This window comes from Devosia sp. 63-57, assembly GCF_001899045.1.
In the GTDB taxonomy this organism is placed as follows: domain Bacteria; phylum Pseudomonadota; class Alphaproteobacteria; order Rhizobiales; family Devosiaceae; genus Devosia; species Devosia equisanguinis.
The window spans coordinates 1,519,055-1,544,151 of record NZ_MKUY01000005.1 but is presented as its reverse complement, the minus strand read 5'-3'; the positions used below and the strand labels follow the sequence as shown (position 1 = coordinate 1,544,151).

Genomic DNA, 25,097 nt, shown 5'->3' with positions numbered 1-25,097 from the left:
TAGGTCAGACTCATTCGCACTATAAGCAGATTGATTGTCACAGCGCCAACCTGCCGCAGTCGAATTCACGGCAAATGCTGTTTTCGAGGCAAGTCAAGACATTGGCATGCCACCAGATGCCTCCCCGCGAAAAGTCAAAACACAGCCATTGACCTTCCCATCATTGGAAGGTCTATATGCTGGTGGACGAGGTAAAAAGCCATGAACCAGCACGTCCCCAATCCTGCCGCCGCCACATTTGACATCGAAGGCATGACTTGCGCGTCCTGCGTTTCGCGGGTGGAAAAAGCGCTGCTCAAGGTGGATGGCGTCACCTCCGCATCGGTCAATTTGGCGACCGAACGCGCTACGGTTTCCGGCGGCAATGCAGATGCCCTGCTCAAGGCAGTGGAAAAGGTGGGCTATAAGGCCAGCCTGCGCCCGGTCGCAACGCCCCGCCGCGACCATGCCCATCACCACGACGAGGACGCCGCGATACTCAAGCGCGACGTTATGCTCGCCGCGCTGCTGACGCTGCCGCTTTTCGTGCTCGAAATGGGAGGCCATCTCTATGCGCCGTTCCATCATTGGCTGATGGGAGCGGTGCCGATACAATGGCTCTATATCGCCTATTTCGCGTTGTCCACGATCGTGCTTTTCGTGCCGGGACGCCGGTTTTTTGCTCTGGGCATTCCTGCTTTGCTGCGCGGCGCGCCGGAGATGAACTCCTTGGTTGCCCTTGGCGCAGGGGCGGCCTGGCTCTATTCCAGCGTCGTCACCTTCGCCCCGCATCTGGTTCCCGCCGAGACGCGCTACGTGTATTTCGAAGCCGCTGCCGTCATCGTGACGCTGATCCTGGTGGGGCGGTGGCTTGAGGCTCTGGCCAAGGGACGGACCGGGCAGGCCATCCGCCAATTGGTGCAGCAGCAGGCCAAGACCGCGCGCGTCGAGCGCGCGGGGATCACGGTGGAGGTGCCGGTCGAGGATGTGCGGGTCGGCGACATCATTTTGGTGCGGCCGGGCGAGAAAGTGGCGGTGGACGGCGAAATTGTCGAGGGCGCCAGCCATATCGATGAGTCGATGATCTCAGGCGAGCCGCTGCCTGTCTCCAAGACAGTTGGCGCAGTGGTGGTCGGCGGCACGCTCAACACCTCTGGCAGCTTCCGGTTCCGCGCCACCAAGGTGGGCGGCGACACCATGCTGGCGCAGATCATCCGCATGGTGGAGGACGCCCAGGGCGGCAAACTGCCGATCCAGGCTGTTGTCGACAGGATCACCGCTTGGTTCGTGCCGGCTGTCATCGGACTTTCAGCGCTGACTTTCCTGGTCTGGTTCTTCGTCGGGCCCGAGCCGCGTCTCAGCTACAGTCTGGTCAATGCCGTCGCCGTCATGATCATAGCCTGCCCCTGCGCCATGGGCTTGGCGACGCCGATGTCGATCATGGTCGGCACCGGCCGCGCCGCCCAGTTGGGCGTGCTGTTCCGCAAGGCCGAGGCGCTGCAGCAATTGCGTGATGCCCAAGTCGTGGCGTTCGACAAGACCGGCACCCTGACCGAAGGCAAGCCGGTGCTGACCGATCTCATCCTCGATGACGATTTTAGCCATGACGAAGTCCTGGCACTCATCGCTGCGGTCGAAGCGCGCTCGGAGCATCCGATCGCCACTGCCATCGTCGCTGCCGCGGAAAGAGCAGGGCTGGTTTTGGGCGTGGTCACGGACTTTTCCTCCAATCCCGGCACCGGCGTTACCGCGCGGGTCGATGGGCGGCTGGTCGCCGTCGGCGCACAACGACACATGCAGCACCTCGACTTCACCGATTTCGCCAAGGACATCGAACGGCTTGCCGACGAGGGCAAAACGCCTGTTTTTGTCGCCATCGACGACACGCTGGCCGCTGCCGTCGTGGTCGCCGACACTATCAAGCCCTCGAGCAAGGCCGTAATTGCGGCACTGCATGCAATGGGTCTGCGCACGGCCATGATCTCGGGGGACAACAGTCGCACCGCCCGGGCAATCGCAGCCCAGTTGGGAATTGACGAGGTGCAGGCCGAGGTATTGCCGGCCGACAAGGTGCGCGCCATCAAGGCCTTGCGTGCTGACAATCGATTGGTGGCCTATGTCGGCGATGGCATCAACGATGCACCGGCCCTCGCCGAGGCCGATGTCGGCATCGCCGTCGGCAACGGCACCGATGCGGCGATCGAAAGCGCCGACGTGGTGCTATTGGGTGGCGATCTGCGGAGGGTTCTTGACGCGCTGGCCGTCAGTCGGGCCACATTGCGCAACATCTGGGAAAACCTGTTCTGGGCTTTTGGCTACAATGCCCTACTCATCCCCATCGCGGCCGGCATACTCTATCCCGCCTTCGGCATTCTGTTGTCGCCGATGATCGGCGCCGGCGCGATGGCCATGTCGTCGGTCTTTGTGGTGGGCAATGCGCAACGTCTGCGCAGCGTGAAAGGCGTGGGGCGATGAACATTGGTGAAGCCGCCGAGCAGTCGGGCGTTTCGGCCAAGATGATCCGCTATTACGAGCAGATCGGCCTCGTCAGCGCCCCCCGCCGCACCGACAGCAATTATCGCGTCTATGGCGATGACGAAGTGCACGTACTGCGTTTCATCAAGCGCGCCCGCACTCTGGGCTTTTCGGTTGAGGAAACCGGCACGCTACTGGCACTGTGGCGCGACAAGACGCGGGCCAGCGCCGAGGTCCGCGACATTGCCTCCACCCATATCGAGGCGCTGGAGACCAAGATTGCCGAGCTGCAGGGCATGGTGAAGACCCTCAGCCATCTGGTGCACTGCTGCCATGGCGACAACCGCCCCGACTGCCCCATTCTCGACGATCTCGCTGGCGCTCCGGCTAGGAAAGGAAATTGAAATGACCGAGAAAACCACACTTGTGATCAACGACATGACCTGCAACCACTGCGTAGGCACGGTGCGAAAGGCCATCGAGGACGCCCTGCCGGGCGCCCAGGTCGACGTCGATCTCGCGACGCATCGGGTCAGCTTCACGGGCGACAGGTCCAAGGCCGAAGACGCCATACGCGAAGCCGGCTATACTCCGGAAGCCGCCTGATGGCAGCCCAGCACTGACCAGGTCGGAAGGCCCGGTCAGTAGCCGTTGCGCGACAGCCATTGCTTCATCCAGGCGATTTCGCCTTCCTGCGCCGCAATCACAGCTTCGGCCAGAGCACGCACCTCCGGGTCGGTGCCGTGTTCGAGCACGATCTTGGCCATGGCGACCGCACCTTCGTGGTGGGGAATCATGCCCCGGATGAAGTCGGCATCGGCATTGCCGGTGTAGTCGATGTCCATGGCCGCATGCATACGCATATTTGCGTCCTTATAGGCCATGGTCGCCGCACTGTCGGCACCAGAGGCGGCGCCGTGCCCAGAGTGGTCTTGCGCGGAGGCGCCCAGGGTGAAGGCCACAAGAATAGCGGCGACAGAGACGGTTTTCATGACGACGTTCATGGGATACTCCCTTGCTGGAGATTTGCTTTTGCCGCCTTCCCAGATGGCAAGGTCAAGACGGCAAAGGCGACCCGGGCGGGTCAAATTGCTGCGGCGATGGAACCGTGGCCGCGGCGGCAGAAGCGGAAGAGGCGCGTGAAAACTGTTCTCGTCATCGGCATCGGCACCGGCAGCCCCGAACACCTGACGCTTGCCGCCATCGCCGCGCTCAACCGCGCCGAAATTCTGTTTATCCCCGACAAAGGCGCAGCCAAGGCGGACCTTGCCGGACTGCGCCGGACAATCATCGAGCGCTTCGTCACGCGGCCCGACAGTCGCCAGGCCGGCTATGCTGTGCCCCGGCGCAATGCTGACCAGCCAGATTACGGCCAGGGCGTAGACGACTGGCATGCGGCACTGGCCGACATTTATGAGGGGCTGGTCGCGCAGATTCCGGAAAACAGTACCGGCGGTTTCCTGGTCTGGGGCGACCCAGGGCTCTACGATTCGACACTTCGCATTCTCGAGCGGCTCAAAACGCCGCATCGCGTTGAGGTGGTGCCTGGGATCACAGCCATCCAGGCGTTGACAGCGGCGCATGGAATTCCGCTCAACCGCATTGGCGAACCGGTCGTGATCACCACCGGCCGCAGGCTTGGCACGGTGCATGAAGACACAGTGGTCATGCTCGACGGCCAGTTGGCCTTCCTGCAGGCCGATCCCGATCTGGAGATTTTCTGGGGCGCCTATCTCGGATCGCCTGACCAGATTCTGATAGCTGGGCGGCTGGGCGACGTCACCGAGGATATCGTCGCCACCCGCCAGACTGCCCGCGCCCGCCATGGGTGGATCATGGACACCTATCTGTTGCGCAAGCCGGCATAGCCGCACCGAGCAAGGACTGCTAAAGCTGGCCGGGAAAGATCGGGACAAGTGCACGTGAACGAGGCGATAACAGCGATTGTGGGGGCGAGCGCGCGCCGACGCGGCGCCTGCCCGACGCTGACGGCACCGATGCGAACCGGCGATGGCCTTTTGGCCCGCATCCGGGTTGCGCAACGCCGCCTCACGCCCCGGCAGTTGCGAGAGATTGCAGCGCTGGCGCTTAACCATGGCAATGGCCTGTTGGAGGTCTCGGCCCGCGGCAATCTTCAGGTGCGCGGACTAAGCGATGCCAGCGCGCGCCATTTCGCCGAAGCCGTTTCAGGGCTGGTTGCACTGGAGTCAGGCCTCGTCATTGACCTCTCTCCGCTTGCCGGCGCTGATCCCACCGAGCGCGCCGATCCCCGCCTGTTCGCCCAAGCGTTAGTCGAGGGGACGCGCACCATTGCTGCCCAACTGGGCCCCAAGGTTTCGGTGGTTGTCGACGGCGGCGGCCAGATATCTCTCGCGGCCCTCAAGGCCGACATTCGCCTGGTGGCCGAGGACCGCGATTGCTGGAGTGTCTCCATGGGCGGCGGATCGCCCCAAACTATGACTGCTTCCGGCGCCGTTGCTGCCAGCCTTGCACTGCTTTCTGCGCTTGCGGCGTTGGGCCCAGCAGCGCGCGCCACCGATCTCTTTCCGACTAGGGAGGAGGGTCGTCGAGACGAGGCTGAAGCTCTTATTGGCCCCTATGCCCTGCGCGACGGCGCGGGATATGGCATCGCCCTGCCCTTCGCCGCCATGCAGGGCGATACTGTGATCGCCTTGGCCGATGCTGCCATTTTGCACGAAACGCCATGCATCAGCCTGGCGCCCCGGCATGGGCTGCTGCTCGACGCAGCAAACAAAGCGCTTGTGATTGAGGCGGCGGCGCTCGGATTCATCACCCAGCCTGATGATCCGCGACTGCGGGTCAGCGCCTGTATCGGCAATCGCGGATGCGCCTCTGGCCTCATCGATGCACGGGCCATTGGCGCGGCGCTGGCGGAAAAAATGCCGATGGGCCAGCATTTGCATGTCTCTGGATGCAGCAAGGGCTGTGCACATCCGCAGCGCGCCGACATGACCATGGTCGGCGTGCCGCAGGGCATTGGTCTTGTCATCGGCGGCCGCGCAAGCGATACGCCTGATCGAATTGTGAACGAAAGCGGCATTGCATTCTCCCTGGAAGCACTGCTGGCTCGGGAAGACCAATGACGGAATACGACTACATAAAGGACGGCGACGCCATTTATCGCCGGTCTTTCGCGATCATTCGTGCCGAGGCTGACCTGTCTGCCTTTTCCGAAGACGAAGCAGAACTGGCCGTGCGCATGATCCATGCGGCCGGCATGGTGGAGGCGGCGCAGCACTTCGTTTTCGGCCCCGGTTTCGTGACCACCGCGCGCGAAGCGCTGAGAGCTGGCGCCCCAGTATTCTGCGACGCGGAGATGGTGGCGCGCGGGATCACCGCCGCCCGCCTGCCCGCCGACAATGCCGTCATCTGCACGCTGCGCGACCCACAAACACCGGAACTGGCGGGCCGGTTGGGCACCACGCGCTCGGCGGCAGCACTCGACCTGTGGCGCGACAGGCTCGCCGGGGCAGTTGTTGCCATCGGCAATGCGCCCACGGCCCTCTTTCACCTGCTCGAAATGCTGCGCGACGGCGCGCCCAAACCGGCGGCCATTATCGGCATGCCTGTCGGCTTCGTCGGGGCGTCGGAGTCAAAGGATGCGCTGGCCGAAAACAGTTATGGCGTCCCCTTCGCCATCGTGCGCGGCCGGCTTGGCGGCAGCGCCATGACTTCGGCTTGTCTCAATGCATTGGCGAGGCCAGGGCTGTGAGCGGGCATCTCTATGGCGTCGGCACTGGTCCCGGCGACCCGGAACTGCTGACCCTCAAGGCGGCGCGCATCATTGCCGGCGCCGACGTGGTTGCCTTCTTTGCCAAGCGGGGCAATTCCAGCAATGCGCGCGCCATCGTGGCTGAGCATATGCGGCCGGGCCAGGTCGAAGAGGCACTGGATTATCCGGTGACCACCGAGATTCATCGCCATCACGCCGACTATCGGCAGCAAATCGGCGACTTTTACGCCGAGGCGGCCGCCCGTATCGCAGTCCATCTCGATGCCGGTCGCAGCGTCGCCGTGCTGAGTGAAGGCGATCCGCTCTTCTATGGCAGCTACATGCACCTGCATGTCCGCCTGGCACCGCATTATCCCACAGAGGTCATACCGGGGATCACCGCCATGTCCGGCTGCTGGTCGAGCGCCGGCCTGCCGCTGGTGCAGGGTGACGAGGTGCTGACGGTTTTGCCCGGCACGCTTGACGAAGCGGAGCTCGTGCGCCGACTTGAGGATAGCGATGGTGCGGTGATCATGAAGCTGGGCCGCAATCTGCCAAAGGTCCGCCGTGCACTTGCCGCCGCCAACCGGCTCGCTGACGCCGTCTATGTCGAGCGCGGCACCATGGCCAATGGCCAGTCTGTCCGTCTCGCAGACAAGCCCGATGATACGGCGCCCTATTTTTCGCTGCTGCTCGTCGCCGGCTGGAGCGAACGCCCATGACCGGCAAGCTCGTCGTCGTCGGCACCGGCCCGGGCAATCCCGGCCAGACCACGCCCGAAACACTCGCGGCGATCACCGCGGCCGAGATGTTCTTCGGCTATGGCCCCTATCTCGACCGGCTCGACCTGCGGCCCGACCAGAAGCGCATGGCCTCGGACAATCGCGAGGAGATTGACCGCGCCCGAGCCGCGCTCAATGCGGCCGCCGGCGGAGCCTCGGTCTGCGTCGTCTCCGGGGGCGACCCTGGTGTCTTCGCCATGGCAGCGGCGATCTGCGAGGCCGTGGAAACCGGTCCCGAGACGTGGCGGCGGCTCGACATCGCCGTGCTGCCCGGCGTAACTGCGATGCTGGCGGTTGCAGCCCGCGCAGGAGCGCCGCTGGGGCATGATTTCTGCGCGATTTCCCTCTCCGACAATCTCAAGCCCTGGGATGTCATTGAGCGGCGCCTGCGCGCGGTGGCCGATGCCGGGCTGGTGACGGCGCTCTACAACCCCATATCCAAGGCGCGGCCCTGGCAACTGTCGACCGCCTTCAAGATCCTGCGCGAGATATTACCCGTGACGACCCCAGTGATCTTTGGCCGGGCCATCGGGCGGCCGGACGAGCGCTTCGCCGTGGTGCCTCTTGGCGAAGCCGAGCATCAGCATGCCGACATGGCGACCTGTGTCATCATCGGGTCGGCGGAGACCCGCGTTATTGAGCGTCCCGGGCGCGATCCGCTGGTTTATTCCCCACGTGGAGTGGGGATGTGAGTGATGCCTGGCTCACAATAGTCGGCATTGGCGAGGATGGGCTCGAGGGCCTGTCGCCCGCCGCGCGTGCTGCCATCCAAGGCGCCGAGCTGGTCTTTGGCGGCAGCCGACATCTCGAGCTGGCTGCCGAGGCGATCTCGGGGGCAACACACGCGTGGCTGTCGCCATTCTCTCGATCCGTCGAGGCGATCCTTGCCGCCAAAGGCCACACCGTCTGCGTTCTGGCCTCCGGCGATCCATTCCACTACGGCGTGGGCGCTACCCTGTCACGACAGGTCGATCCGGCGCAGATGCGTGTTCTCCCGCATCCTTCGAGTTTCAGCCTGGCGGCTGCACGGCTCGGCTGGCCGCTGCAGGACGTGGTCAGCCTCTCGCTCCATGGGCGCGCAGAGGAACACATTCTGCCGTTTCTGCATCCGGCGGCACGCATCCTGGCGCTGACCTCTGACCAGAGCGGACCGGCAAGGCTGGCGGCGCTGCTCACCCGGGCGGGCTTTGGACGCTCGATCATCACTGTGCTTGAAGCGATGGGCGGACTGCGCGAGCGTGTGCGCTCGCAAATGGCCGAGTTCTTCGCTCTCGACGATATCGACCCGCTCAATATCTGCGCAGTCACAGTGGTTCCACTGCCCGGCGCGCGTATCCTGCCGCTGACGCCAGGAATTGACGACGACCTGTTCGAGCATGACGGGCAGATCACCAAGCGGGATATCCGCGCCCTGACTCTGGCGGCACTGGCGCCGCGACGGCACGAAGTGTTGTGGGATATTGGCGCCGGTTCCGGCTCAGTCAGTGTCGAGTGGATGCTGTCCGATCCGAGCCTGCGCAGTATTGCCATCGAAGCGCGGACGGATCGGGCAGCCCAGATTACCCGCAATGCCAAGGCGTTCGGTGTACCTGAACTGCAAGTGGTCGAGGGATTTGCGCCAGCGGCGCTCGACGGCCTGGCACCACCCCATGCCATTTTCGTGGGGGGCGGCGGCTCCAAGGACGGTGTCCTTGCTGCGGCGCAGGCCGCGCTCCGCCCCAGTGGCCGGCTGGTGGCCAATGCGGTGACGCTCGAGATGGAACAGATGCTCCTTGCCTTTCACGCCGAGCATGGGGGCGAACTCACCCGCATCGCCGTGTCGCGCGCCGCTGAGGTGGGCAACATGACGGGCTGGCGGCCGGCCATGCCGGTGACACAACTGCGCTGGACCAAGCCATGACCATTCATTTCATCGGCGCCGGCCCCGGCGCTGCCGATCTCATCACCGTGCGTGGACGCGACCTGCTTGCCCGCTGCGACATTTGCCTTTACGCCGGCTCCATCGTGCCGCGTGCCATGCTGGATTGGTGTCCTCCCGGTGCGCGCCTCGTCGACACCGCGCCAATGTCGCTCGATGAAATCGAGACCGAATATGTCCGGGCCAGCGCCGAAGGCAAAGACGTGGCGCGGCTGCATTCCGGCGACCTTTCGGTCTGGAGCGCAGTGGCGGAACAAATCCGGCGCCTCAACCGACTTGGGATCGACTATACCCTGACCCCCGGCGTGCCGGCTTTCGCCGCGGCAGCAGCCGCGCTCGGGCAGGAAATGACCATACCTGGTCTAGCGCAAAGCCTGGTTCTGACCCGCCTCTCCGGGCGCGCCTCGCCAATGCCCGAAGGCGAAACACTGGCGGGATTCGGCGCCACCGGGGCGACGCTGGCCATTCATCTGGCAATCCATGCACTCGACAGGGTCGTGGCGGAACTGACCCCGCTCTATGGCGCCGACTGTCCCGTCGCCATCGTGGCCCATGCCAGTTGGCCAGAGCAGATGATCCTGCGCGGTACGCTGGGCGACATCGCCGAGCGCTTCGCCGAAAACCCGGTTGAGCGCACGGCAATCATCTTCGTCGGCAAGGGCCTGGACGTCAGCGATTTCCGCGAAAGCGCCCTCTATGACCCCGACTACCAGCGCCGGTTCCGAGACCGGCGCTAAGGCGCTTCCCAACGCAATTGTCAGGCCCGCAGGGGCAGCTCCAGCATATCGGCCCAATCGATACGTCCGGGACGCCCCAGCAGGAAACCCTGAGCCTCGTTACAGCCCTCATCGCGCAGCACATCGAGCTGGGCGCGGGTCTCCACGCCCTCGGCCAGCACCGGCACGCGCAGACTACGGCCAAGCGCGAGAATAGCGCGTACGATGGCCTTGGATTGCTCGTTGGTTTCCACCTCGCTCATGAATGAGCGGTCCAGCTTGATCTTGTCGAACGGGAAGCTGCGCAGCGTCTCGAGCGACGAATAGCCGGTACCAAAGTCGTCAATGGCGATCTGCACGCCCAGCGACCGAATCTGGCTCAATATGGCCAAGGCGCGCTTCTTGTCGGCAATAATCGCCGTCTCGGTCACCTCAAGTTCCAAACGCCCCGGCGCCAGGCCGGATTGCATGAGCACCATCTTGACCATGTCGACGAGCTCGAACTGCGCCAGTTGCAGCCCGGAGACATTGACGGCGATCTTGTAGGGCTCCGGCCAGGTTGCCGCGTCCTCGCATGCCGTCTTCAGCACCCAAGCCCCGATGGCATAGATGGCGCCGCATTCCTCTGCCACCGGAATGAACTCCGCCGGAGAGACCGGGCCGAAACCCGGCCGATCCCAGCGCAACAACACTTCGTACCCTGTAATGTGTCCGCTGGAGATCGACTTTTGCACCTGATAGGCCAGCGTGAAGGCGTTTTCCTCCACCGCCGTCCACAGATCGCGGGCCATGGCACGGCGCTGGCGCGCCTGCTCGTCCATTTCCCGCTCATAGTAGCAGATGCGCTGATCGAACTCCGCCTTGGCGCGATACATGGCGAGATCGGCATTGTTGAGCAGCTTGGACCGATCGGTGCCGTCCTGCGGGTAAATGGCAACACCAATACTGCCAGAGGTCACCATTGCGACGTCGTCATGGACGACTTTTGCAAAGATCGCCTTTTCCAGCCGGTGCAGGAATTCGCGCAGGCCGTCCATTTTGGTGAAGCTCTTGAGGGCAGCAAATTCGTCGCCGCCGAGGCGCGCAATGACCTCGCCTGGCGCAAGATTGGCCGTCAGCCGCTCCGCCAGTGTGCGCAAGACGGCATCGCCCATGGAATGTCCATAGGAATCGTTGATCTCCTTGAAACGATCGAGGTCGATCGCGATCAGCGCCAGTTTCGTGTCGCCCCGATGGGACTCCGACAATTGCTCTTCAAATATCTGATCGAAGCGCATGCGGTTGGGCAGACCGGTCAAGGCGTCGTGCTGCGCTAGGTGGGCGATTGCGGCCTCGCTGCGGACACGCTCGGAGATGTCCTCGATTGTGGTCACCCAAGACCCGTCGCCCACGAGCGAGTGGCGAACCCGGATAGAGCGAGAGCCGTTGACGGTTTCCACCGATTCGCCGCCGCCATGCTTGACCATGTCCAGATGTTGCTTTGCCAGTTGGCAACCTCTGCTCTCGATATCGTCCTGATCCTTGCCATCGCGCAAAAGCATGCGGCAGATGGCGTCAAGATGCATGCCCTTAAGCTCGATATGGGACGGCAGATCCAGCATCTGCATGACACGCTCATTATGCAATTGCACGCGCGCGTCGCTGCCGAAAAGCACCAAGCCCTGCCCCATATGGGCGAGCGCCAGCGTGAGCTTATTGGAGACTTCCGCCAAGCGTTCCGCATCTTCCAGCTGGCGCCGCTGCTCCCGCATCGTCCGCCGTCGGTCAGCCTCATCGAGCAGCAAACCGCCAAAAGCTGCGGTCAAGATGATCAGCGATATCAGCGCCACCGCGATGGACATCAGCGTGCTGTCAATCTGGTGCTCAACATTCATGAACGGGAAGCAGAGCGAAAAATCGGCCGCGCCCATGGCGGTGAAGTGCATGGAGCAGATCGCCAGCGTCAACAGCGCCGCTCCGCCGATGACACGATTACGCCCACCGCCCATGGCGCTGGCCAGCGCTGCAGCAGAGAAGGCGATGCCGGCCAGGATGGAAAGGCCGATCAGACCGTTGCTCCACTGCATGGAGCCGCCGAGCAACAGCGCAGCGATGCCGACATAGTGCATAGCCGAAATGCCGACACCGACGACGGCACCGCCGAGAAGATGATCCCTGCGACCATCGCCATGGATAGCAAGTGCCAGACCGCCACCGCAGATGATCACGGCGATCAGCAGCGAGACTGCGGTGAGACCCAGGTCATAGCTGAGCTCGAAGCCGGGCCGGAAGGCCAGCATGGCGATGAAATGGGTGGCCCAGATACCGAACCCCACGACCAGGGCCGAGACCGCACACCACAGCATGCGCAGCTGTCCGGCGACACGCGCAGCATGGCGCGCAAGCGTCACACAGGCATAGGCGGAGATCAGGCAGATCACAGCGGCCAGCACCACAAAGCGCAAGTCATGGCCGCGGAAGAAAAATTCCATTACTGGGTACACGTTCGCAATCCGCCATCCGTAATTGCCCCAACATACTTCGAGCGGCTTACGGATCGGTTACGCCGCGGTCGAAAACACGTCGCTTTCCTGTCACATGGCGTCGCTATCCCTGCCCATAAATGACTTATGCTTACCGAAATTCATCGATACCAAGCAGCGCGACTGCAGGCGTCTTTGTGCCTGTGGTCGGACCAAGCGGGGTGGGCAAGGACAGCGTGCTTGCCTATGCGGCCACTGAGCTGCGCAATGACGCCGATATGGTCTTTGTGCGCAGAACCGTGACGCGCCCGACAACGGCGGGCGGCGAAGACTTTATCGGTGTGACCGAAAAAGAGTTCACGCGGCTGGTGGAGAACGACGCGTTCTGCCTGCATTGGCCGGCACATGGCCTGCATTATGGCATACCGATGTCGGCGTCGGCTGCGGTGGATGCCGGCAAGGTGGTCGTCGCCAATCTTTCGCGCGGCATGATCGCGGCGGCGCGCGAACGCTTTCCGCGGACCTTGCCTATCGCCATTACAGCGCCGCGGGCCATTGTCGAGCAACGCCTGCGCTCGCGCGGCCGGGAAGATGACGCCAGCATTGCGCTGCGGCTGGCCCGTCTCGACGCCTGGCAAGCCGAGGAAAACGATCTGGTCAAGATCGACAATTCCGGATCTCTCGAAATGGCGGGGATGGCCTTGGTGACCACATTGCGTGGCCTCGCGGCACGCTAGACTTTGCTGTCATCGGATCGTCACCCATCCGACACGCCCGTTTCATACCCAGCCCCTAGGCAGGCATCCGGCTTGAACAGCAGGGACCTGCCCAATGCTCCGGATCTCAAAGGTAACCAGACGCTTCGGCGACAAGACCGCCGTCGACAATGTGAACCTGGAGATCGCCGACGGACAAATGGTGGGCATTATCGGTCGCTCGGGGGCCGGCAAATCCACCCTTCTGAGGATGATCAACCGGCTCAACGACGTGTCTTCGGGCATCATCGATTTCGATGGCCTGGAGGTATCCAGCCTGCGTGGCCAGGCACTGCGCAATTGGCAGCGCGACTGCGCCATGATTTTTCAGCAGTTCAACCTGGTGCCGCGCCTCGACGTGATCACCAATGTCATGCTCGGCCGCCTCAATGGCCGCAATCCCCTGCTCAACCTGCTGCAGATCTTTTCGGCAGACGAGCAATATGAGGCCCTCAAGGCCTTGGAGCGGCTCGATATCGCACAGACTGCCACGCAGTGGGCGCAGACGCTTTCCGGCGGCCAGCAGCAGCGTGTCACCATCGCCAGGGCGCTGATGCAGAAGCCCAAACTGATCCTGGCCGACGAGCCTATTGCCAGCCTTGATCCGCGCAATGCCCAGATCGTCATGGACAGCCTGCGCGACATCAATGCCGAAGGCATCACCGTCATCACCAATCTGCACACGCTCGATACCGCTCGCGCTTATTGCCAGCGCATCATCGGCATGAGCGCCGGTCGTGTGGTGTTCGACGGCACCCCCGACGAACTGACCACCGATGTGGCGCGCGCCATATACGGCGCCGACGGCCTCAAGGAGGCTTTCTCGGAAGCGATGACGTCGACATCGCTGGCGCCGCTCAGCGCCCCTCGCCTGCCCCGCACGCCAACCAATGCGCAGCAGGCCCCCTGATTTAACCCCGTTCCGCAGCCGGCAAGCCGGTTGCCGATCTCTCACGCGTCACCAAAGGAGACTTCCCGTGATCCGCAAACTGCTCCTGGCCACCGTGGCCCTTACCCTGTCCACCGCCGCCTTTGCCCAGGACGTGTCGGTCCTGCGCATTGGTCTGGATGGCTCGGAAAACGAAGCCGACCAGATCCGCAACACCCAGTGCGTCGCCGATGGCCTGAAGGCCGCGACCGGCATTGCCGAAGTGCAGATCTTCCCCTCGCCGGACTATAACGGCGTTATCCAGGGCCTGCTCGGCGGCACCATCGACATCGCCTCCATGGGAGCATCGTCCTATGCCTCGATCTATCTGAAGGACCCCGAGGCCGTCGACCCGATCCTCACCTATACCGGTTCCGACGGTTCGAGCGGCTATTACACGCTCATGGTGGCCCGCGCCGATAGCGGCATCAAGACGCTTGCTGATCTCAAGGGCAAGAAGCTTGGCTTCGCCGATCCCGACTCCACCTCTGGCTACCTCATCCCCAACGTGGCCCTGCCGGCAGAACTCGGCATGCCGATCGACCAGTACTTCGCTGAAACCGGCTTCGGCGGCGGCCATGAGAACCTGGTTCTCGCGGTTCTCGACGGCCAGTTCGATGCCGGCACCACTTTCGGTTCCGGTGTTGGCGAATGGGCCGAGGGTTATTCCGGTGGCAATCTTCACCAGATGGTCGCCAAGGGCAATCTGGATATGGACGATATCGTGGAAGTGTGGCGCTCGCCGCTGATCCCGAACGGCCCGCTAATGGTCTCCAACAAGCTGCCGGCCGAGCTCAAGACCAAGGTCGAAGACTATTTCAAGCAGCTGCCCAAGACCGACCTGGCCTGCTTCCAGGCATATACCCAGGGCGCCAATACCGACTACATCGAAGTCGATCCGAGCTTCTACCAGACCATCATCGATGCCCGTAAGTCGGTGATCGGCGGCTAAGTCCAATTCTGCGGTGGCGGTGCTCGATCACCGCCACCATTCTTTTCCGGTGGCATCCATCCGTTGGAGACGCACTGCCCATGGCCGACATCTCCCAAAATCTGCCCGGGCTGTCACCCGCTGGTGAAACCGTGCTGCGCCACTATCGCGCACAGGTGTTCAACCGCCGCATCTACAGCCTAGTCATCGTCGTTGGGCTGATTGCCGCACTTGCCGCCGCCATGGCTTTCGCGAATGCACAGAACTCGGGCAAATTCATCGAGCGTCTGCCCTATATGTTCGACTTCATCAAGACTTTCTTGCCGCGCGATCCGCTCGAAATTGTGCGCGCCATGTTCGATCTGCCATCGCCCTATCTCGATGGCTCACAGAAATATGACTACACCGCCAACCGCGTCTATCTGACCGATACGCTCTATATTCCCTATTTCATTTATCAGCTGGTGGTGACGGTCAATATCGCCATCGTCGCGACCATTATCGGCGGCGCGATTGCTTTCCTGCTTTGCTTCTTTGCTGCCACCAATCTGGTTGGCGCGCGTGCCGTGCGCTGGAGTGTGCGCCGCATCATGGAAGTGATGCGCGCCTTTCCCGAAATCGTCATCGCGGGGTTGCTCACCGCCATACTGTCCATCGGACCGATCGCCGCCATCGCTGCCATCGCCCTGCACACGATCGGCGCGCTCGGAAAGCTGTTCTTCGAGGTGGTCGAGAATGTCGACATGAAGCCCGATGAAGGCCTCAAATCGGTCGGCGCAACCTGGCTCGAACGCGTGCGCTACGCCATCGTCCCACAGGTGATGCCCAATTTCGTCAGCTACACGCTGCTGCGGCTCGAAATCAATGTGCGCGCCTCCACCATCATCGGCGCCGTGGGCGGTGGCGGTATTGGCGAAGTGTTCCGGCTTTCCATCGGGCGCGATTATGCCGCCCAAACCTATGCCATCATCATTCTTCTGCTGATCACCATCATTGCCATCGACCAATTCTCCGGATGGCTGCGCCGGCGACTTGTCGACAATCAGGGATTCGAATTGGGAAGGGCCGCCGCATGAGCGCCATCAGCACTGCCGAGCGCAAGCGGCTAGAGACCAAGTTTCCCGAAGTGTTCAACAGGTCGGCCATCAGACGCTATGGGCTGTTGATCGGTATCGTTGCGGCACTGCTCTACCTGGCCTTCGCCTGGATGTTTTTCAATGTCGGCCCGGCACTCCAAAACGGCAAGTGGGATCGCGCCGCTATCTATCTGCAGGACTGGTATAGCTGGCGCGCCCAACCACGGCTGCGCTTCGGCGAGAACGGTGAGGTTACGGCGCAATGGTCTAGCCGCGGTCAATATCCCGCCAACGCAGAAATCGACTGGCTGACGCCACGCGCCGATGGCGGGATGACCGTTACCTTTGGAGCGACCGACCGCCTCGAAGTCACACCACAGGAAGTCGACGTCCTTCTCGAGGGCAAGGTCTGGCAGGTGGCGATCACCGCCGACGGCGCATTGGCGCCAGAAGGGGCGCCGGCCGCTATTGTGCAGGACCGGCAAAAGGTCACCGTGGACTTTGGCTTCGAGGGGCAGGCGGAGATCCGTAACAACCAAGTCTATGTGCAGCGACGCTTCCTGGGATGGGCCAATTTTCTTTACGACCCGCGCTCCCCGCTCTGGGGGCGTGACCTCATCTCCACCATCGGCTTGATTTTCTCAGGCGAACAGCTGGTCACCGGCACACCCAATGTGCAACTCGTCTATGAGCAGTTCATGGGCAACCAGACCTGGCAACATGCAGATATCCTATCCAAGCTCATGCAGACGCTGGTCATGGCTTTCGTCGGCACGCTGCTCGCCACCGTCTTTGCCTTCCCACTGGCCTTCCTGGCCGCACGCAACATCACCGCCAGCCGCCCCGCCAACTGGCTGATGAAGCGCTTCTTCGACTTCCTGCGCTCGGTGGACATGCTTATCTGGGCGCTGTTTTTCACCCGCGGCTTCGGCCCCGGACCGATCCCTGGCATTGCCGCGATTTTCTTCACCGACAGCGGCGCCCTTGGCAAGGTCTATGCGGAAGCGCTGGAGAACGTCGATGACAAGCAACGTGAAGGCATGAAATCGGTGGGCGCAAGCCCAGCCGCGGTCAACCGCTATGGTGTCGTTCCCCAGGTGCTGCCCGTTTTCGTTTCGCAATCCCTCTACTTCTGGGAAAGCAACATCCGTTCTGCCACGGTCATCGGCGCGGTCGGCGCGGGCGGCATCGGGCTAAAACTGCTCGAGGCCATGGGCACCAATGCCGACTGGGACAAGGTGGCGTATATGGTATTGCTGATCCTGCTGGTGGTGTTCATCTTCGACAATCTCAGCACGGCAATCCGCTCTCGCCTCATTGGCAATAATCGCTAGCCGTCTGGAGTCGAAACCCTGTTTTCAACACGGTTGCCTTGCTTTAGTGCCTTGGCAACACAGGGATCGAAGACGCCATGACCAACAGCCTCAAATTTGGCACCAGCGGCCTGCGCGGCCTGGCCGTTGACCTCCAGGGCGCCGAAGCGCGTCGCTACACGACGGCTTTCATCACCTATCTGCAGGGTTTGGGCGAGGCCGTGCCAGCGCTATATCTGGCCGGCGACTACCGTGCCAGCACGCAAGGGATCATTGCCGACTGCGCTGCTGCTGCAGCAGAAATGGGTGTGCCGGCCATTTCCTGCGGTACCATCCCCACGCCTGCTCTGGCCCTGCATGCGATGAGCGCTGGCGCGCCCAGCATCATGGTGACGGGCAGCCACATTCCGGCGGATCGCAACGGTTTGAAATTCTACCGGAAATCGGGCGAAATCAGCAAAGCCGACGAGGCCGGGATCGTGGCGGCGCTGCGCGAGGCGGCGCCGGCAGGCAATTATAGCGAACCCGTCGCGGATGAAGCGGAGGCCGCACGCACCCGCTATGTCGCGCGCTATCGCGGCGTGCTCGCAGCCGATGCGCTCAAGGGGCAACGCATTGGTGTCTATGAACATTCCACGGTTATCCGCGATATCCTCGCCGAGATCTTTTCGGGTTATGGTGCCGAGGTCGTGCGGTTGGGGCGGGTGGAGGGGTTTGTGGCGGTGGATACCGAGGCGTTCTCGGATGCGGTATTTGCCCCATTGGCGGGATGGATCGATGAAAATCAGCTCGATGCGATTATCTCGGCAGACGGCGATGCGGACCGGCCCCTGCTCATGGATGGGCAGAAACGCTTTGTGCGCGGCGATGTTCTGGGGCTGCTGGCGGCGCAGTTTATCCAGTCTTATCAAGTGGTTACGCCAGTCACATCCAACAATGCCATCGAGGCCACCGGCTTCTTCCAGGCCGTTCGCCGGACGCGGGTGGGGTCACCTTATGTGATTGCCGAGATGGAAAAGGCGCTGGCTGAGGGCGGCAATGCAGTCATCGGCTTCGAAGCCAATGGCGGCACATTGCTTGGGAGCCAAGTCTCTGTCGGAAATGGCCTTTCCGCCCTGATGACCCGGGACGCCGTTCTGCCCCTGCTGGGGGCGTTCGGGATGGCGGCGCGGGAGGGGCGGTCGGTGGCCGAGGTGGTCGACGCACTGCCGCTGCGGGCGGCAGTGGCAGGGCGGTTAGAGGATGTGGCGCAGGAGAAAAGTGCGAGCCTGCTCAAGGACTTGCGGGATCGCGGCTGGGCGGAGAAATATTTCTATCCCCGTGTTATCGAGCGTTTCGCCGAAATCGACGGATTGCAATTTTGGCTTAATGATGGCGCCATGATCCACTACCGGCCATCGGGCAATGCGCCGGAATTGCGGTGCTATGTAGAAGCGGCGGACGAAAAACAGGCTGACGCGGCGCTGGACTGGGGGCTGACTGCCGCCAAAAAGGATTTGGCGGCAAGGGGTTAGCTAATTCACCGTGACCTGGGTGGTGAGCCAGCCGGGTTGGGTGGGGAGGGCCCAATCGGCTTCCTGGGTGTAGCGGCGGAGGAGTTCTAGGACGCGGTGGAGGTCGGCGCGGGAGAGTTTTATGGCGAGGCCGCCGCCGCCGGGGGGACGGAAAATCAGCTGGAAATCCATGGGGTTGGTGGTGATATTCACCGTTTCGACCAGCATGGGGGCGGCGGTGGCCTCAGTCGGCGCGGGAGGCGCGAGATCGGGGGTGGGCGCGGCGGATTGGGCCATGGCGCCCTGATGTTCCATGAGGATGACATCATCGCGCAAAGCGGCCGGCGCCTGGGCGGCGGCGGGGCTGGAGCGGGCAAGGATGCCAGCCAAACCATTGATCAACAAGGCAGAAAGCCGGCGCGTGAACAGCAGCGGCACGACCTGATCCTGCCCCCGCAGCCAGAGAACCAGCCGATCCTCGACAGCGCTATAGGCAATGGTAAGCCCGGAAACAGGCAGAATCGGCACCGAATCAGTCAAAAGTCTCTTGCCTCATTTTGAACACAAGCCCTGCCGCGATATGAACGGAATATGAATGAATGTTCATATGCGCTCATTCAGTCATTTTTCAGGATGGCATCCCAGTCGAGTTGCTCGTCTTGCGCGGTATCGTGGAACATTGATTTCACTTGTTCCTGCTGTTTTTGATGGCTAGCTCGTATTCTCGCCAAGTCCGAAAACTGTCCAAGGTTGCCCATTGAGAGAAGTTGAGCATATGCCAATGCCAATAGCCCTCCCTTGCGGGCTTCCAGGAAACCGGCATCATCCATGCTGTTTAGCTTCGCCTCATTAACCCGAAAAAGCCCTTCTACAGCGGTTTCACCATTCTCGCGCTGTACTTTCAAGGGCCACGGCTCGAGCAGGTCTAGCTCGAATAGACGACGGCTAGCCGCAGCGCCAGTTTCTATGCCCCGCCGTGTTTCCATCAGAAGGCGTAAAACTGCCTGAACCTGCTCGGTCGCATTTCCTTCGTTATTGAAGAATGGCGTCCCAGAAGCGGCATTACAAATAAGGCCGCTAGCCGCATCAATGCCGAGGGCGAACTCACCGCTGTCCAAGGCCATAAGCTTGAAGGGATAGGTCCGGAACACAATTGGGACGTATCTTCCAAGCCAGCGACCATCTTGAGCAACGAAAAGATTTGCATTTTCGTCAAAGCCAAGAATTGCGACAGGTCCCGCAGCGTCTCCAGCCAAAAAGCCAAATGGCAAGCTCACGGCCACCTGTCCGATTTCCTGCGCCGCAATGGCGACAGACGTTATTGAGGCGGCATGCCCATATCCTGCCGGCTGTCTCCAGCCACTTTTTCCATGAATAGAAGCTCGCAGTATTTCAATTCGCGCTGTCACGGCAGACCCTTACTTAAACGACTGTCCAAGCCAATTTATCACGTGCCTAGCAGAAACCTGATTGCAGGACCACCTTTTGGTGCTGGTTGGTTCATATGAAAAGACCTCTGCAAGATGATTGCAGAGGTCCTAAAGGCGATTGAAGAGCGCCCGCAAATGCGGGCGCTCTAAAGTAATTAGGCGATTGTGAGAACTTCCCCAGCGAAGGCAGAAGTGCTCAGATCGAGAAGCCCCGTCAGCTTAATTACGCTGTCCGTGCCGCTCTGGAAGCTTGTAGCGATGCTATTATCGACAACCACAAAGGTATCACCACCAAACTGGAACCACTTCACAACAGCGTCAATGCCGGTTGCGACGTTGCCATCAGCATCGGCATCGTCGAGATCGACAATGATGGTCTTTGCTGCCTCGTCCAAGTACTGGTCGAAAGTCGCAGCAGCACCAAGCGTCACCTTAGCGCCAAGCGCACCATTCTGAATGGTACCAACAGATGCACCGGCCAGATCGATCTTATCGTCCTTAACGGCGTCGCCGATGGTCAGGTAAGAGGTCTTGGTGCCAACAGCGTTGACATCGAACGTGTCATTGCCAGCTTCACCATACAGGAAGTCGGTACCGCCGGTGTAGATCAGCGTATCGTTGCCAGCACCACCGTAGATGGTGTCGTTTGCGGTAGCGGAACCAGACAGAATGTCGACGCCGTTCGAGCCCTTGATGGACACGTTTTCAGCGACAGTGGCGTTGGTGGAGGTGAAAGTCACACCATTGTCGGTGGCCTTACCGACCACGACACCAGTTGCGTCGAACGACGTCACAGTGGCCGGAGCGTTGACAAAGGCAACACCAGCGTTGCCAGAAACAACGATCGACTTTGCTGCGTCTGCAATCAAAGCGACGGTGTTCTGGTGTGCGGTGGTGTCCGTGTCCGTCGAGGTGATGTTGATGTTTTCAACACCGTTGATGGTGATGGTTTCACCAGCGGCACCGATGGCACCAGCAGACTTCAGGGTCAGGTTGAAGGTGTCGTTGGTACCGGTGGCATCGGCCAGAGTAACAACAACGTCAGAACCGCCACCAAAGCTGGCAAGCTGGGTCAGGCCAATACCAGCGGCGACGTTGGTAAACGTCGTATTGCCGGCAACAGCACCAACTTCAAGTGCGGTGAAGCCAACAGCGTTGTGAGTACCCAGTGCAGCGGCACCAGCAACACGCAGAACTTCGAACCCAGAGAAGCCAGGCAGACCAACAAAGGCAGAGCCATTGACGTTGGCAACCAGCGTATCAATGCCGTCACCGCCATTGATGGAACCACCAGCGCCCAGAACGGTGGTGCTGACGGTCACAACGTCATTACCAGCGCCCATGTTGATGGCCTTGGTCGTCGCGCCGACAGCGATTTCGTCGTTACCAGCACCACCGGTGAAGGAGACGTTGTTCGCCAGCTCGGTACCAATCTTGAGACCACCACCGGTGGACACAATGCTGGTCAGGGCAGCGTTGTTCGCTGCAGTGAGAGCGGTGAAGGTGGTCACGCCAGAACCGCTAACGGTCAGGGTCTTGTTGCCAGCGAGGGCAGCGTTCGCGAAGGTCGTGTCAGCAGCAGAAGCAATGTTCACAGCAGTGAAGCCGGCTGCCTGAGTGCTGGTGCCAGCAACACCGAGCGAACCGATGAAGCCGCCCGCAGAGTTAACGTTCAGGGTGGTGACAGCAGTGGTGGTGTCAGCCGCAGACTTGATCAGGTCAAGGTTACCGCTGGCAGTGGTAGCCGAGGCGCCACCCTTGAGGTTCAAGGTATCCAGAGCCGTCGAGGTGATGGTCGCGAGACCGAAGTTCTCGAGAGTAACGGTCTTGATGGTGTCGGCAGCGGTAGCAGCGTTGCCGTCAACAATGGTCACTGCACCGTTGGTGACCTTGATATTCTTCTGCGACGTACCATTGTAGAGTTCGGTAGCAGCAGACTGATTGACGGTCACAGAGGTGGTGCCGGCAGTGCCATTCACCTGAACTGCACCAGCGGTGAAAATATCACCAACGTTATCAGCAGTGCCTGCAGACACAAGGCTATTCACAACGACGGAAGTACCACCCGTTACGGAAATACCAGCACCAGTGATGCCAGAATTGTCGAGCGCAGAGTCCGAGGCAGTCTCAGTGTAAGAGACGTTGACAGCGCCAGCAGCAGCAGTCGCCGCACCAACAGAAATGGTAGCGCCCGAATTGACTGCCGATGTGGAAGTGTCAGCGGCAGTAACCGTCACATCCTTACCGCCGTTAACGGTTACACCAGCCACAAGAGCGGCTGCACCAACAGCAACATTGGTCGAAGCAGAAGCAGTCACCGTCGCATCGGTAGCGGCAGCAACGTTCAGATTCTCAACGCCAACCCAGCTAGTGGTGTTGGTGGTGACAGACGCGCCACTGGTGAGGTTCACGATCTCGATGTTCTTGACCGAGAGACCAGCAATGGTGGTGGTGTTGATTGCCGCGGACTGAACGACATTCAGCGTATCAACGCCATCGCCACCATCGAGCTTGTCCATGTTGGACAGCGTCGAAGCAACAGGGTTAGTTGTTTCGATAGCGTTGAAGACGTCGTTCTTGGCTGTACCAACGAGGTTGTCGATACCAGCGGTCAAAGCAAGAATGTCGCCATCTGCGCCAGGACCACCAATGAAGGCATCCGTGGCAGCTTTGGACGCATCGACGCTTGCCGGGTCGGCGTTAACCGACGACACTGCCGAGGCAGCAGCAGTCTTGGCCGCAGCATTGAATTCGAAGCCCGGCTTCTGAGCAGCCTGGCTAGCGAAGTATTCACCAGCGGCAACCTTGTTGGCCAGGTAGGCCTGGTCGTCGGTGCCAGCATTGGTGTTGGCGTTGAGCTGGATCTTGGCCAGAACTTCACCCGGGCGAACGCCGGAAGCCAGCATAGCGCTGTAGTATTCGAGGCCGCTACCAGCACCGGTATCGATCGCACGACCGAACAGGTTCATGTAGATGGAGTTGAGGAAGGACTCGGGGCTGACAACGTTCGGCAGCGCCAGGTAGGGATAGGTCGAGATCGCTTCCGGCGAGGCAGCGAAGGAATTGGCGATGTCAGCGAGCGAAACGCCAGCGTTGACGCGACCAATCCAGTAGTTCAGGCCTTCCGGATCGGGGGCGCGGTTGTAGAAACCAACATAGAGCTGGGTAACCAGCTGTGCTGTGGTGAGTGCCATTGGATCGATATCCTCTTTATCAATGACGGTTGCTCAAACGCGCGGGACGCCCCGACACGCAGATTCCTTCTCATCGAGCTAGCTTAAGGTTCCCTAAAGAACAATGCCAAGTCGATGTATTTCCCCTGAAAGACCGAAGTAACCTCCCCCAGTCCCCAAGCCGCAAATGACAGTACCGACATGAATCAAACCAGCCGGACGTCCATTTGACATGGCGAATTGTGTACTCGCTCAATCGAGCCGGTGCAAGAGGGGTGTGCAGTAAAATTCATACCAAGGGGAATTGACGGAAAAGCTGGGGTTTGAGAGAACGGGGGCACGGAATAAATGTGACCCCCAGGCCACAGGCGAGAGACAATCCTTTCGCCACCGGCCAGAGAGCGGAGAGCGGCGCCATGTTGGCGAAGATGGGCCAGGCCCAGAGCAGCGAAACCACTGAACTGCGGCAGGCCGCCGGCGCGTGGATGCGCGAGGCGCGCGAGGCGCGCGGCATTTCGCAGCGCGAACTGGCCAAGATATTGCAGCTCGACTATTATACTTTCATCTCGCAGCTGGAAAACGGTCGCGGCCGCATTCCGCCGAACCGCTATCGCGACTGGGCGGAAGCGCTGGGAATGGACCACAAAATATTCGCCAAGCAATTGCTGATGTATTACGATCCCGTCACGTACGAGATCCTGTTCGCTGACGAAGCAGTCGCAGCGGGCCATCAGGAGGGCTGATGTCCACAGTGCTGAGCTTTCCGGCGGCGGGTGAGGCCCGGTCCGGTTCCGGCGGCGATTGGAGCCGGCAGGAACTGGCCGATCTTTATCGCGTCGAGGCTCTGCTCATCCAGGCAAATATGCGCATCGAGACCGAGCGCGGCACATCCGACGAGGGTGAGCCGTGGTTCGTGTTCTGCCGGCCGGATGGCGACGTGTTCGTGCACCTGTGCCGAATCGACGGGCTATATCTGCTCGATAGCCCGGGGCTCGACACGCCGCTGCGCGGGAGCGATTTCGCCGGGCTGATCGATCAGTTCGTGCGCGGAGTGGCGGCGCGGGCGGCCACCAGCAATGTGGTGCAGCTGCGCAAGGCGCGGCATGACAGCGTGGTGCGGTTGCATCCGGGCGTGATGATGGCGGCGCTGATCTGGTCGCTGTATCTGGCCAGCGATCACCTGATGGAAGCCGCGCATGCGGCGGAGGCGTCGCTGGATGGTGTCGACGATGCGCCGATGGGGCCGGTGGCGCTGAGCGATGCCGACGCATTGCAGATCATCCAGGCCATCGAAGCGCAGTTGCGGGCCGAAGAGGCCGGCGAACACCCGTCCGGGGATGGCGCAGCGCATGGCGTGCAGGCGCGGGCCGGCGTTGAGGTGGCGCGTGATCACCATGGCGAAAGCGGGCGCAGCGGTTTTGGCGGGCATGTGGCCACGGGCAGCCTGGCGGCGACGCTGACGGCGATTGCGGCTACCTATGGATTGCACGTGGCGACACAGACCGATGGCGAGAGCGAAAAGTCGAGCGAGGTTGCGCAGGCCGAAACGATCCGCCTGGCAGTCTTGCCGGAGCATGAGGTCGTGGTTGCCGCAGTGGTGCGCGAAGAGAGCAACGAGCCGGTGCGGTTCGTGCACGAGGCGGCAGACCGGGTGGTGGTGAGCGGGCCGCAGGTGGCGAGCGTCGCGGATCTGGTCGTGGTTTCGCACTATGTGCCGATCGAAGAGCCGAATTTCGAGCATTGGGCCGGAAATGTACTGGCGGCTCCCACAAAATTCGCGCCGGCGGCACCGGTATTCGTGGCGATGCCCGAACAGGTGGCGGTAGCGGCGCGGAGCACGAGCGAGTCGGTGGGCAATCAGAAGAGCGCCGACGTCAAGGCGCTGCTGGCGGCGGCCGAGCAGCATCTGGGTGTGCTCAAGACGTTTTCGCTT

22 protein-coding genes and 1 pseudogene are annotated in these 25,097 nt (G+C 61.6%); 18 read left to right on the top strand and 5 right to left on the bottom strand.

The window, feature by feature from the left end; translation table 11 throughout:
* The first annotated feature begins 201 nt into the window (after nucleotides 1-201).
* Genes BGO80_RS15675 through BGO80_RS15665 form a run of 3 tightly spaced genes read left to right on the top strand, consistent with a single transcriptional unit; the run spans nucleotide 202 to nucleotide 3,060 of the window.
* Nucleotides 202-2,454: a heavy metal translocating P-type ATPase gene (locus BGO80_RS15675; protein WP_286722200.1), complete on the top strand. Its 2,253-nt coding sequence runs from the start codon at nucleotides 202-204 to the stop codon at nucleotides 2,452-2,454.
* Nucleotides 2,451-2,858 carry a Cu(I)-responsive transcriptional regulator gene (gene cueR, locus BGO80_RS15670; RefSeq protein WP_286722199.1) on the top strand — a complete coding sequence of 136 codons (408 nt, stop codon included), beginning with the start codon at nucleotides 2,451-2,453 and terminating at the stop codon, nucleotides 2,856-2,858. Before BGO80_RS15675 ends, cueR begins: the two co-directional genes overlap by 4 nt.
* Nucleotide 2,859: 1 nt before the next feature.
* On the top strand, nucleotides 2,860-3,060 hold the full coding sequence (locus tag BGO80_RS15665) for a heavy-metal-associated domain-containing protein (protein ID WP_126150298.1): 201 nt from the start codon (nucleotides 2,860-2,862) through the stop codon (nucleotides 3,058-3,060).
* 35 nt (nucleotides 3,061-3,095) lie between these two features.
* On the opposite strand, the gene copM is transcribed toward BGO80_RS15665, so the two are convergent.
* Nucleotides 3,096-3,458 carry a CopM family metallochaperone gene (gene copM, locus BGO80_RS15660; RefSeq protein WP_286722198.1) on the bottom strand — a complete coding sequence of 121 codons (363 nt, stop codon included), beginning with the start codon at nucleotides 3,456-3,458 and terminating at the stop codon, nucleotides 3,096-3,098.
* 135 nt (nucleotides 3,459-3,593) lie between these two features.
* Here copM and cobF point away from each other — a divergent pair, with 135 nt between their 5' ends.
* The 7 genes from cobF to cobM are packed head-to-tail and all read left to right on the top strand — an operon-like array spanning nucleotide 3,594 to nucleotide 9,624.
* Nucleotides 3,594-4,322, top strand: a complete 729-nt coding sequence (gene cobF, locus BGO80_RS15655; protein WP_126150297.1) for a precorrin-6A synthase (deacetylating) — start codon at nucleotides 3,594-3,596, stop codon at nucleotides 4,320-4,322.
* Between the two features lie 54 nt (nucleotides 4,323-4,376).
* Nucleotides 4,377-5,558: a ferredoxin-like domain-containing protein gene (locus BGO80_RS15650; RefSeq protein ID WP_286722197.1), complete on the top strand. Its 1,182-nt coding sequence runs from the start codon at nucleotides 4,377-4,379 to the stop codon at nucleotides 5,556-5,558.
* The gene (locus BGO80_RS15645) at nucleotides 5,555-6,187 is read left to right on the top strand and encodes a precorrin-8X methylmutase (protein WP_286722196.1); all 633 of its coding nucleotides are present in this window, start codon (nucleotides 5,555-5,557) and stop codon (nucleotides 6,185-6,187) included. The genes BGO80_RS15650 and BGO80_RS15645 overlap by 4 nt, the downstream gene beginning before the upstream one ends.
* Nucleotides 6,184-6,909, top strand: coding sequence for a precorrin-2 C(20)-methyltransferase (locus BGO80_RS15640; RefSeq protein ID WP_286722195.1), 726 nt, complete (start codon nucleotides 6,184-6,186; stop codon nucleotides 6,907-6,909). Before BGO80_RS15645 ends, BGO80_RS15640 begins: the two co-directional genes overlap by 4 nt.
* The gene (locus BGO80_RS15635) at nucleotides 6,906-7,661 is read left to right on the top strand and encodes a precorrin-3B C(17)-methyltransferase (RefSeq protein ID WP_286722194.1); all 756 of its coding nucleotides are present in this window, start codon (nucleotides 6,906-6,908) and stop codon (nucleotides 7,659-7,661) included. The genes BGO80_RS15640 and BGO80_RS15635 overlap by 4 nt, the downstream gene beginning before the upstream one ends.
* Nucleotides 7,658-8,869: a precorrin-6y C5,15-methyltransferase (decarboxylating) subunit CbiE gene (cbiE, locus tag BGO80_RS15630; protein WP_286722193.1), complete on the top strand. Its 1,212-nt coding sequence runs from the start codon at nucleotides 7,658-7,660 to the stop codon at nucleotides 8,867-8,869. Before BGO80_RS15635 ends, cbiE begins: the two co-directional genes overlap by 4 nt.
* Nucleotides 8,866-9,624, top strand: a complete 759-nt coding sequence (gene cobM / locus BGO80_RS15625) for a precorrin-4 C(11)-methyltransferase (RefSeq protein ID WP_286722192.1) — start codon at nucleotides 8,866-8,868, stop codon at nucleotides 9,622-9,624. Before cbiE ends, cobM begins: the two co-directional genes overlap by 4 nt.
* Before the next feature lie 20 nt (nucleotides 9,625-9,644).
* Here the strand turns inward: cobM and BGO80_RS15620 are convergent, their stop codons facing one another.
* Nucleotides 9,645-12,074, bottom strand: a complete 2,430-nt coding sequence (locus BGO80_RS15620) for a bifunctional diguanylate cyclase/phosphodiesterase (protein WP_286722191.1) — start codon at nucleotides 12,072-12,074, stop codon at nucleotides 9,645-9,647.
* 131 nt (nucleotides 12,075-12,205) lie between these two features.
* Here BGO80_RS15620 and phnN point away from each other — a divergent pair, with 131 nt between their 5' ends.
* The 6 genes from phnN to BGO80_RS15590 all read left to right on the top strand — a co-directional run bounded on the left by phnN (nucleotide 12,206) and on the right by BGO80_RS15590 (nucleotide 18,582).
* A complete protein-coding gene (gene phnN, locus BGO80_RS15615; protein ID WP_286722190.1) occupies nucleotides 12,206-12,802 on the top strand; it encodes a phosphonate metabolism protein/1,5-bisphosphokinase (PRPP-forming) PhnN in 597 nt (198 codons plus the stop codon).
* Between the two features lie 94 nt (nucleotides 12,803-12,896).
* A complete protein-coding gene (phnC, locus tag BGO80_RS15610) occupies nucleotides 12,897-13,730 on the top strand; it encodes a phosphonate ABC transporter ATP-binding protein (protein WP_286722189.1) in 834 nt (277 codons plus the stop codon).
* A 67-nt stretch (nucleotides 13,731-13,797) separates the two neighbouring features.
* Complete coding sequence (phnD, locus tag BGO80_RS15605) at nucleotides 13,798-14,700, top strand: phosphonate ABC transporter substrate-binding protein (protein ID WP_286722188.1); 903 nt, start codon at nucleotides 13,798-13,800, stop codon at nucleotides 14,698-14,700.
* Between the two features lie 80 nt (nucleotides 14,701-14,780).
* Entirely contained in the window at nucleotides 14,781-15,755 is a 975-nt protein-coding gene (gene phnE / locus BGO80_RS15600; RefSeq protein ID WP_286722187.1) for a phosphonate ABC transporter, permease protein PhnE, read from the top strand.
* Nucleotides 15,752-17,089 carry a phosphonate ABC transporter, permease protein PhnE gene (phnE, locus tag BGO80_RS15595; RefSeq protein WP_286722186.1) on the top strand — a complete coding sequence of 446 codons (1,338 nt, stop codon included), beginning with the start codon at nucleotides 15,752-15,754 and terminating at the stop codon, nucleotides 17,087-17,089. The genes phnE (BGO80_RS15600) and phnE (BGO80_RS15595) overlap by 4 nt, the downstream gene beginning before the upstream one ends.
* Before the next feature lie 77 nt (nucleotides 17,090-17,166).
* The gene (locus tag BGO80_RS15590) at nucleotides 17,167-18,582 is read left to right on the top strand and encodes a phosphohexomutase domain-containing protein (RefSeq protein WP_286722185.1); all 1,416 of its coding nucleotides are present in this window, start codon (nucleotides 17,167-17,169) and stop codon (nucleotides 18,580-18,582) included.
* On the opposite strand, the gene BGO80_RS15585 is transcribed toward BGO80_RS15590, so the two are convergent.
* The 3 genes from BGO80_RS15585 to BGO80_RS15575 form a co-directional block, all read right to left on the bottom strand.
* Nucleotides 18,583-19,089, bottom strand: a complete 507-nt coding sequence (locus BGO80_RS15585) for a hypothetical protein (RefSeq protein WP_286722184.1) — start codon at nucleotides 19,087-19,089, stop codon at nucleotides 18,583-18,585. It abuts the gene before it with no gap.
* A gap of 89 nt (nucleotides 19,090-19,178) precedes the next feature.
* Complete coding sequence (locus BGO80_RS15580; RefSeq protein ID WP_286722183.1) at nucleotides 19,179-19,970, bottom strand: SapC family protein; 792 nt, start codon at nucleotides 19,968-19,970, stop codon at nucleotides 19,179-19,181.
* 176 nt (nucleotides 19,971-20,146) lie between these two features.
* The gene (locus tag BGO80_RS15575; protein ID WP_286722182.1) at nucleotides 20,147-23,185 is read right to left on the bottom strand and encodes a DUF4214 domain-containing protein; all 3,039 of its coding nucleotides are present in this window, start codon (nucleotides 23,183-23,185) and stop codon (nucleotides 20,147-20,149) included.
* Between the two features lie 395 nt (nucleotides 23,186-23,580).
* Here BGO80_RS15575 and BGO80_RS15570 point away from each other — a divergent pair, with 395 nt between their 5' ends.
* Nucleotides 23,581-23,907: a helix-turn-helix domain-containing protein gene (locus BGO80_RS15570; protein WP_286722181.1), complete on the top strand. Its 327-nt coding sequence runs from the start codon at nucleotides 23,581-23,583 to the stop codon at nucleotides 23,905-23,907.
* Nucleotides 23,907-25,097: pseudogene (locus BGO80_RS15565) on the top strand (hypothetical protein); the annotation flags it as partial. The gene BGO80_RS15570 and the pseudogene BGO80_RS15565, both read left to right, overlap by 1 nt.

Bases quoted from the DNA above. Each gene is read 5' to 3' on its own strand.
- phnC (WP_286722189.1), top strand. From the start codon at position 12,897: ATGCTCCGGATCTCAAAGGTAACCAGACGCTTCGGCGACAAGACCGCC.
- phnE (WP_286722187.1), top strand. From the start codon at position 14,781: ATGGCCGACATCTCCCAAAATCTGCCCGGGCTGTCACCCGCTGGTGAA.
- phnE (WP_286722186.1), top strand. From the start codon at position 15,752: ATGAGCGCCATCAGCACTGCCGAGCGCAAGCGGCTAGAGACCAAGTTT.
- BGO80_RS15575 (WP_286722182.1), bottom strand. From the start codon at position 23,185: ATGGCACTCACCACAGCACAGCTGGTTACCCAGCTCTATGTTGGTTTC.
- BGO80_RS15635 (WP_286722194.1), top strand. From the start codon at position 6,906: ATGACCGGCAAGCTCGTCGTCGTCGGCACCGGCCCGGGCAATCCCGGC.
- BGO80_RS15620 (WP_286722191.1), bottom strand. From the start codon at position 12,074: ATGGAATTTTTCTTCCGCGGCCATGACTTGCGCTTTGTGGTGCTGGCC.
- copM (WP_286722198.1), bottom strand. From the start codon at position 3,458: ATGAACGTCGTCATGAAAACCGTCTCTGTCGCCGCTATTCTTGTGGCC.
- cueR (WP_286722199.1), top strand. From the start codon at position 2,451: ATGAACATTGGTGAAGCCGCCGAGCAGTCGGGCGTTTCGGCCAAGATG.
- BGO80_RS15570 (WP_286722181.1), top strand. From the start codon at position 23,581: ATGTTGGCGAAGATGGGCCAGGCCCAGAGCAGCGAAACCACTGAACTG.
- BGO80_RS15665 (WP_126150298.1), top strand. From the start codon at position 2,860: ATGACCGAGAAAACCACACTTGTGATCAACGACATGACCTGCAACCAC.
- phnN (WP_286722190.1), top strand. From the start codon at position 12,206: ATGACTTATGCTTACCGAAATTCATCGATACCAAGCAGCGCGACTGCA.
- cobM (WP_286722192.1), top strand. From the start codon at position 8,866: ATGACCATTCATTTCATCGGCGCCGGCCCCGGCGCTGCCGATCTCATC.
- BGO80_RS15675 (WP_286722200.1), top strand. From the start codon at position 202: ATGAACCAGCACGTCCCCAATCCTGCCGCCGCCACATTTGACATCGAA.
- BGO80_RS15590 (WP_286722185.1), top strand. From the start codon at position 17,167: ATGACCAACAGCCTCAAATTTGGCACCAGCGGCCTGCGCGGCCTGGCC.
- BGO80_RS15645 (WP_286722196.1), top strand. From the start codon at position 5,555: ATGACGGAATACGACTACATAAAGGACGGCGACGCCATTTATCGCCGG.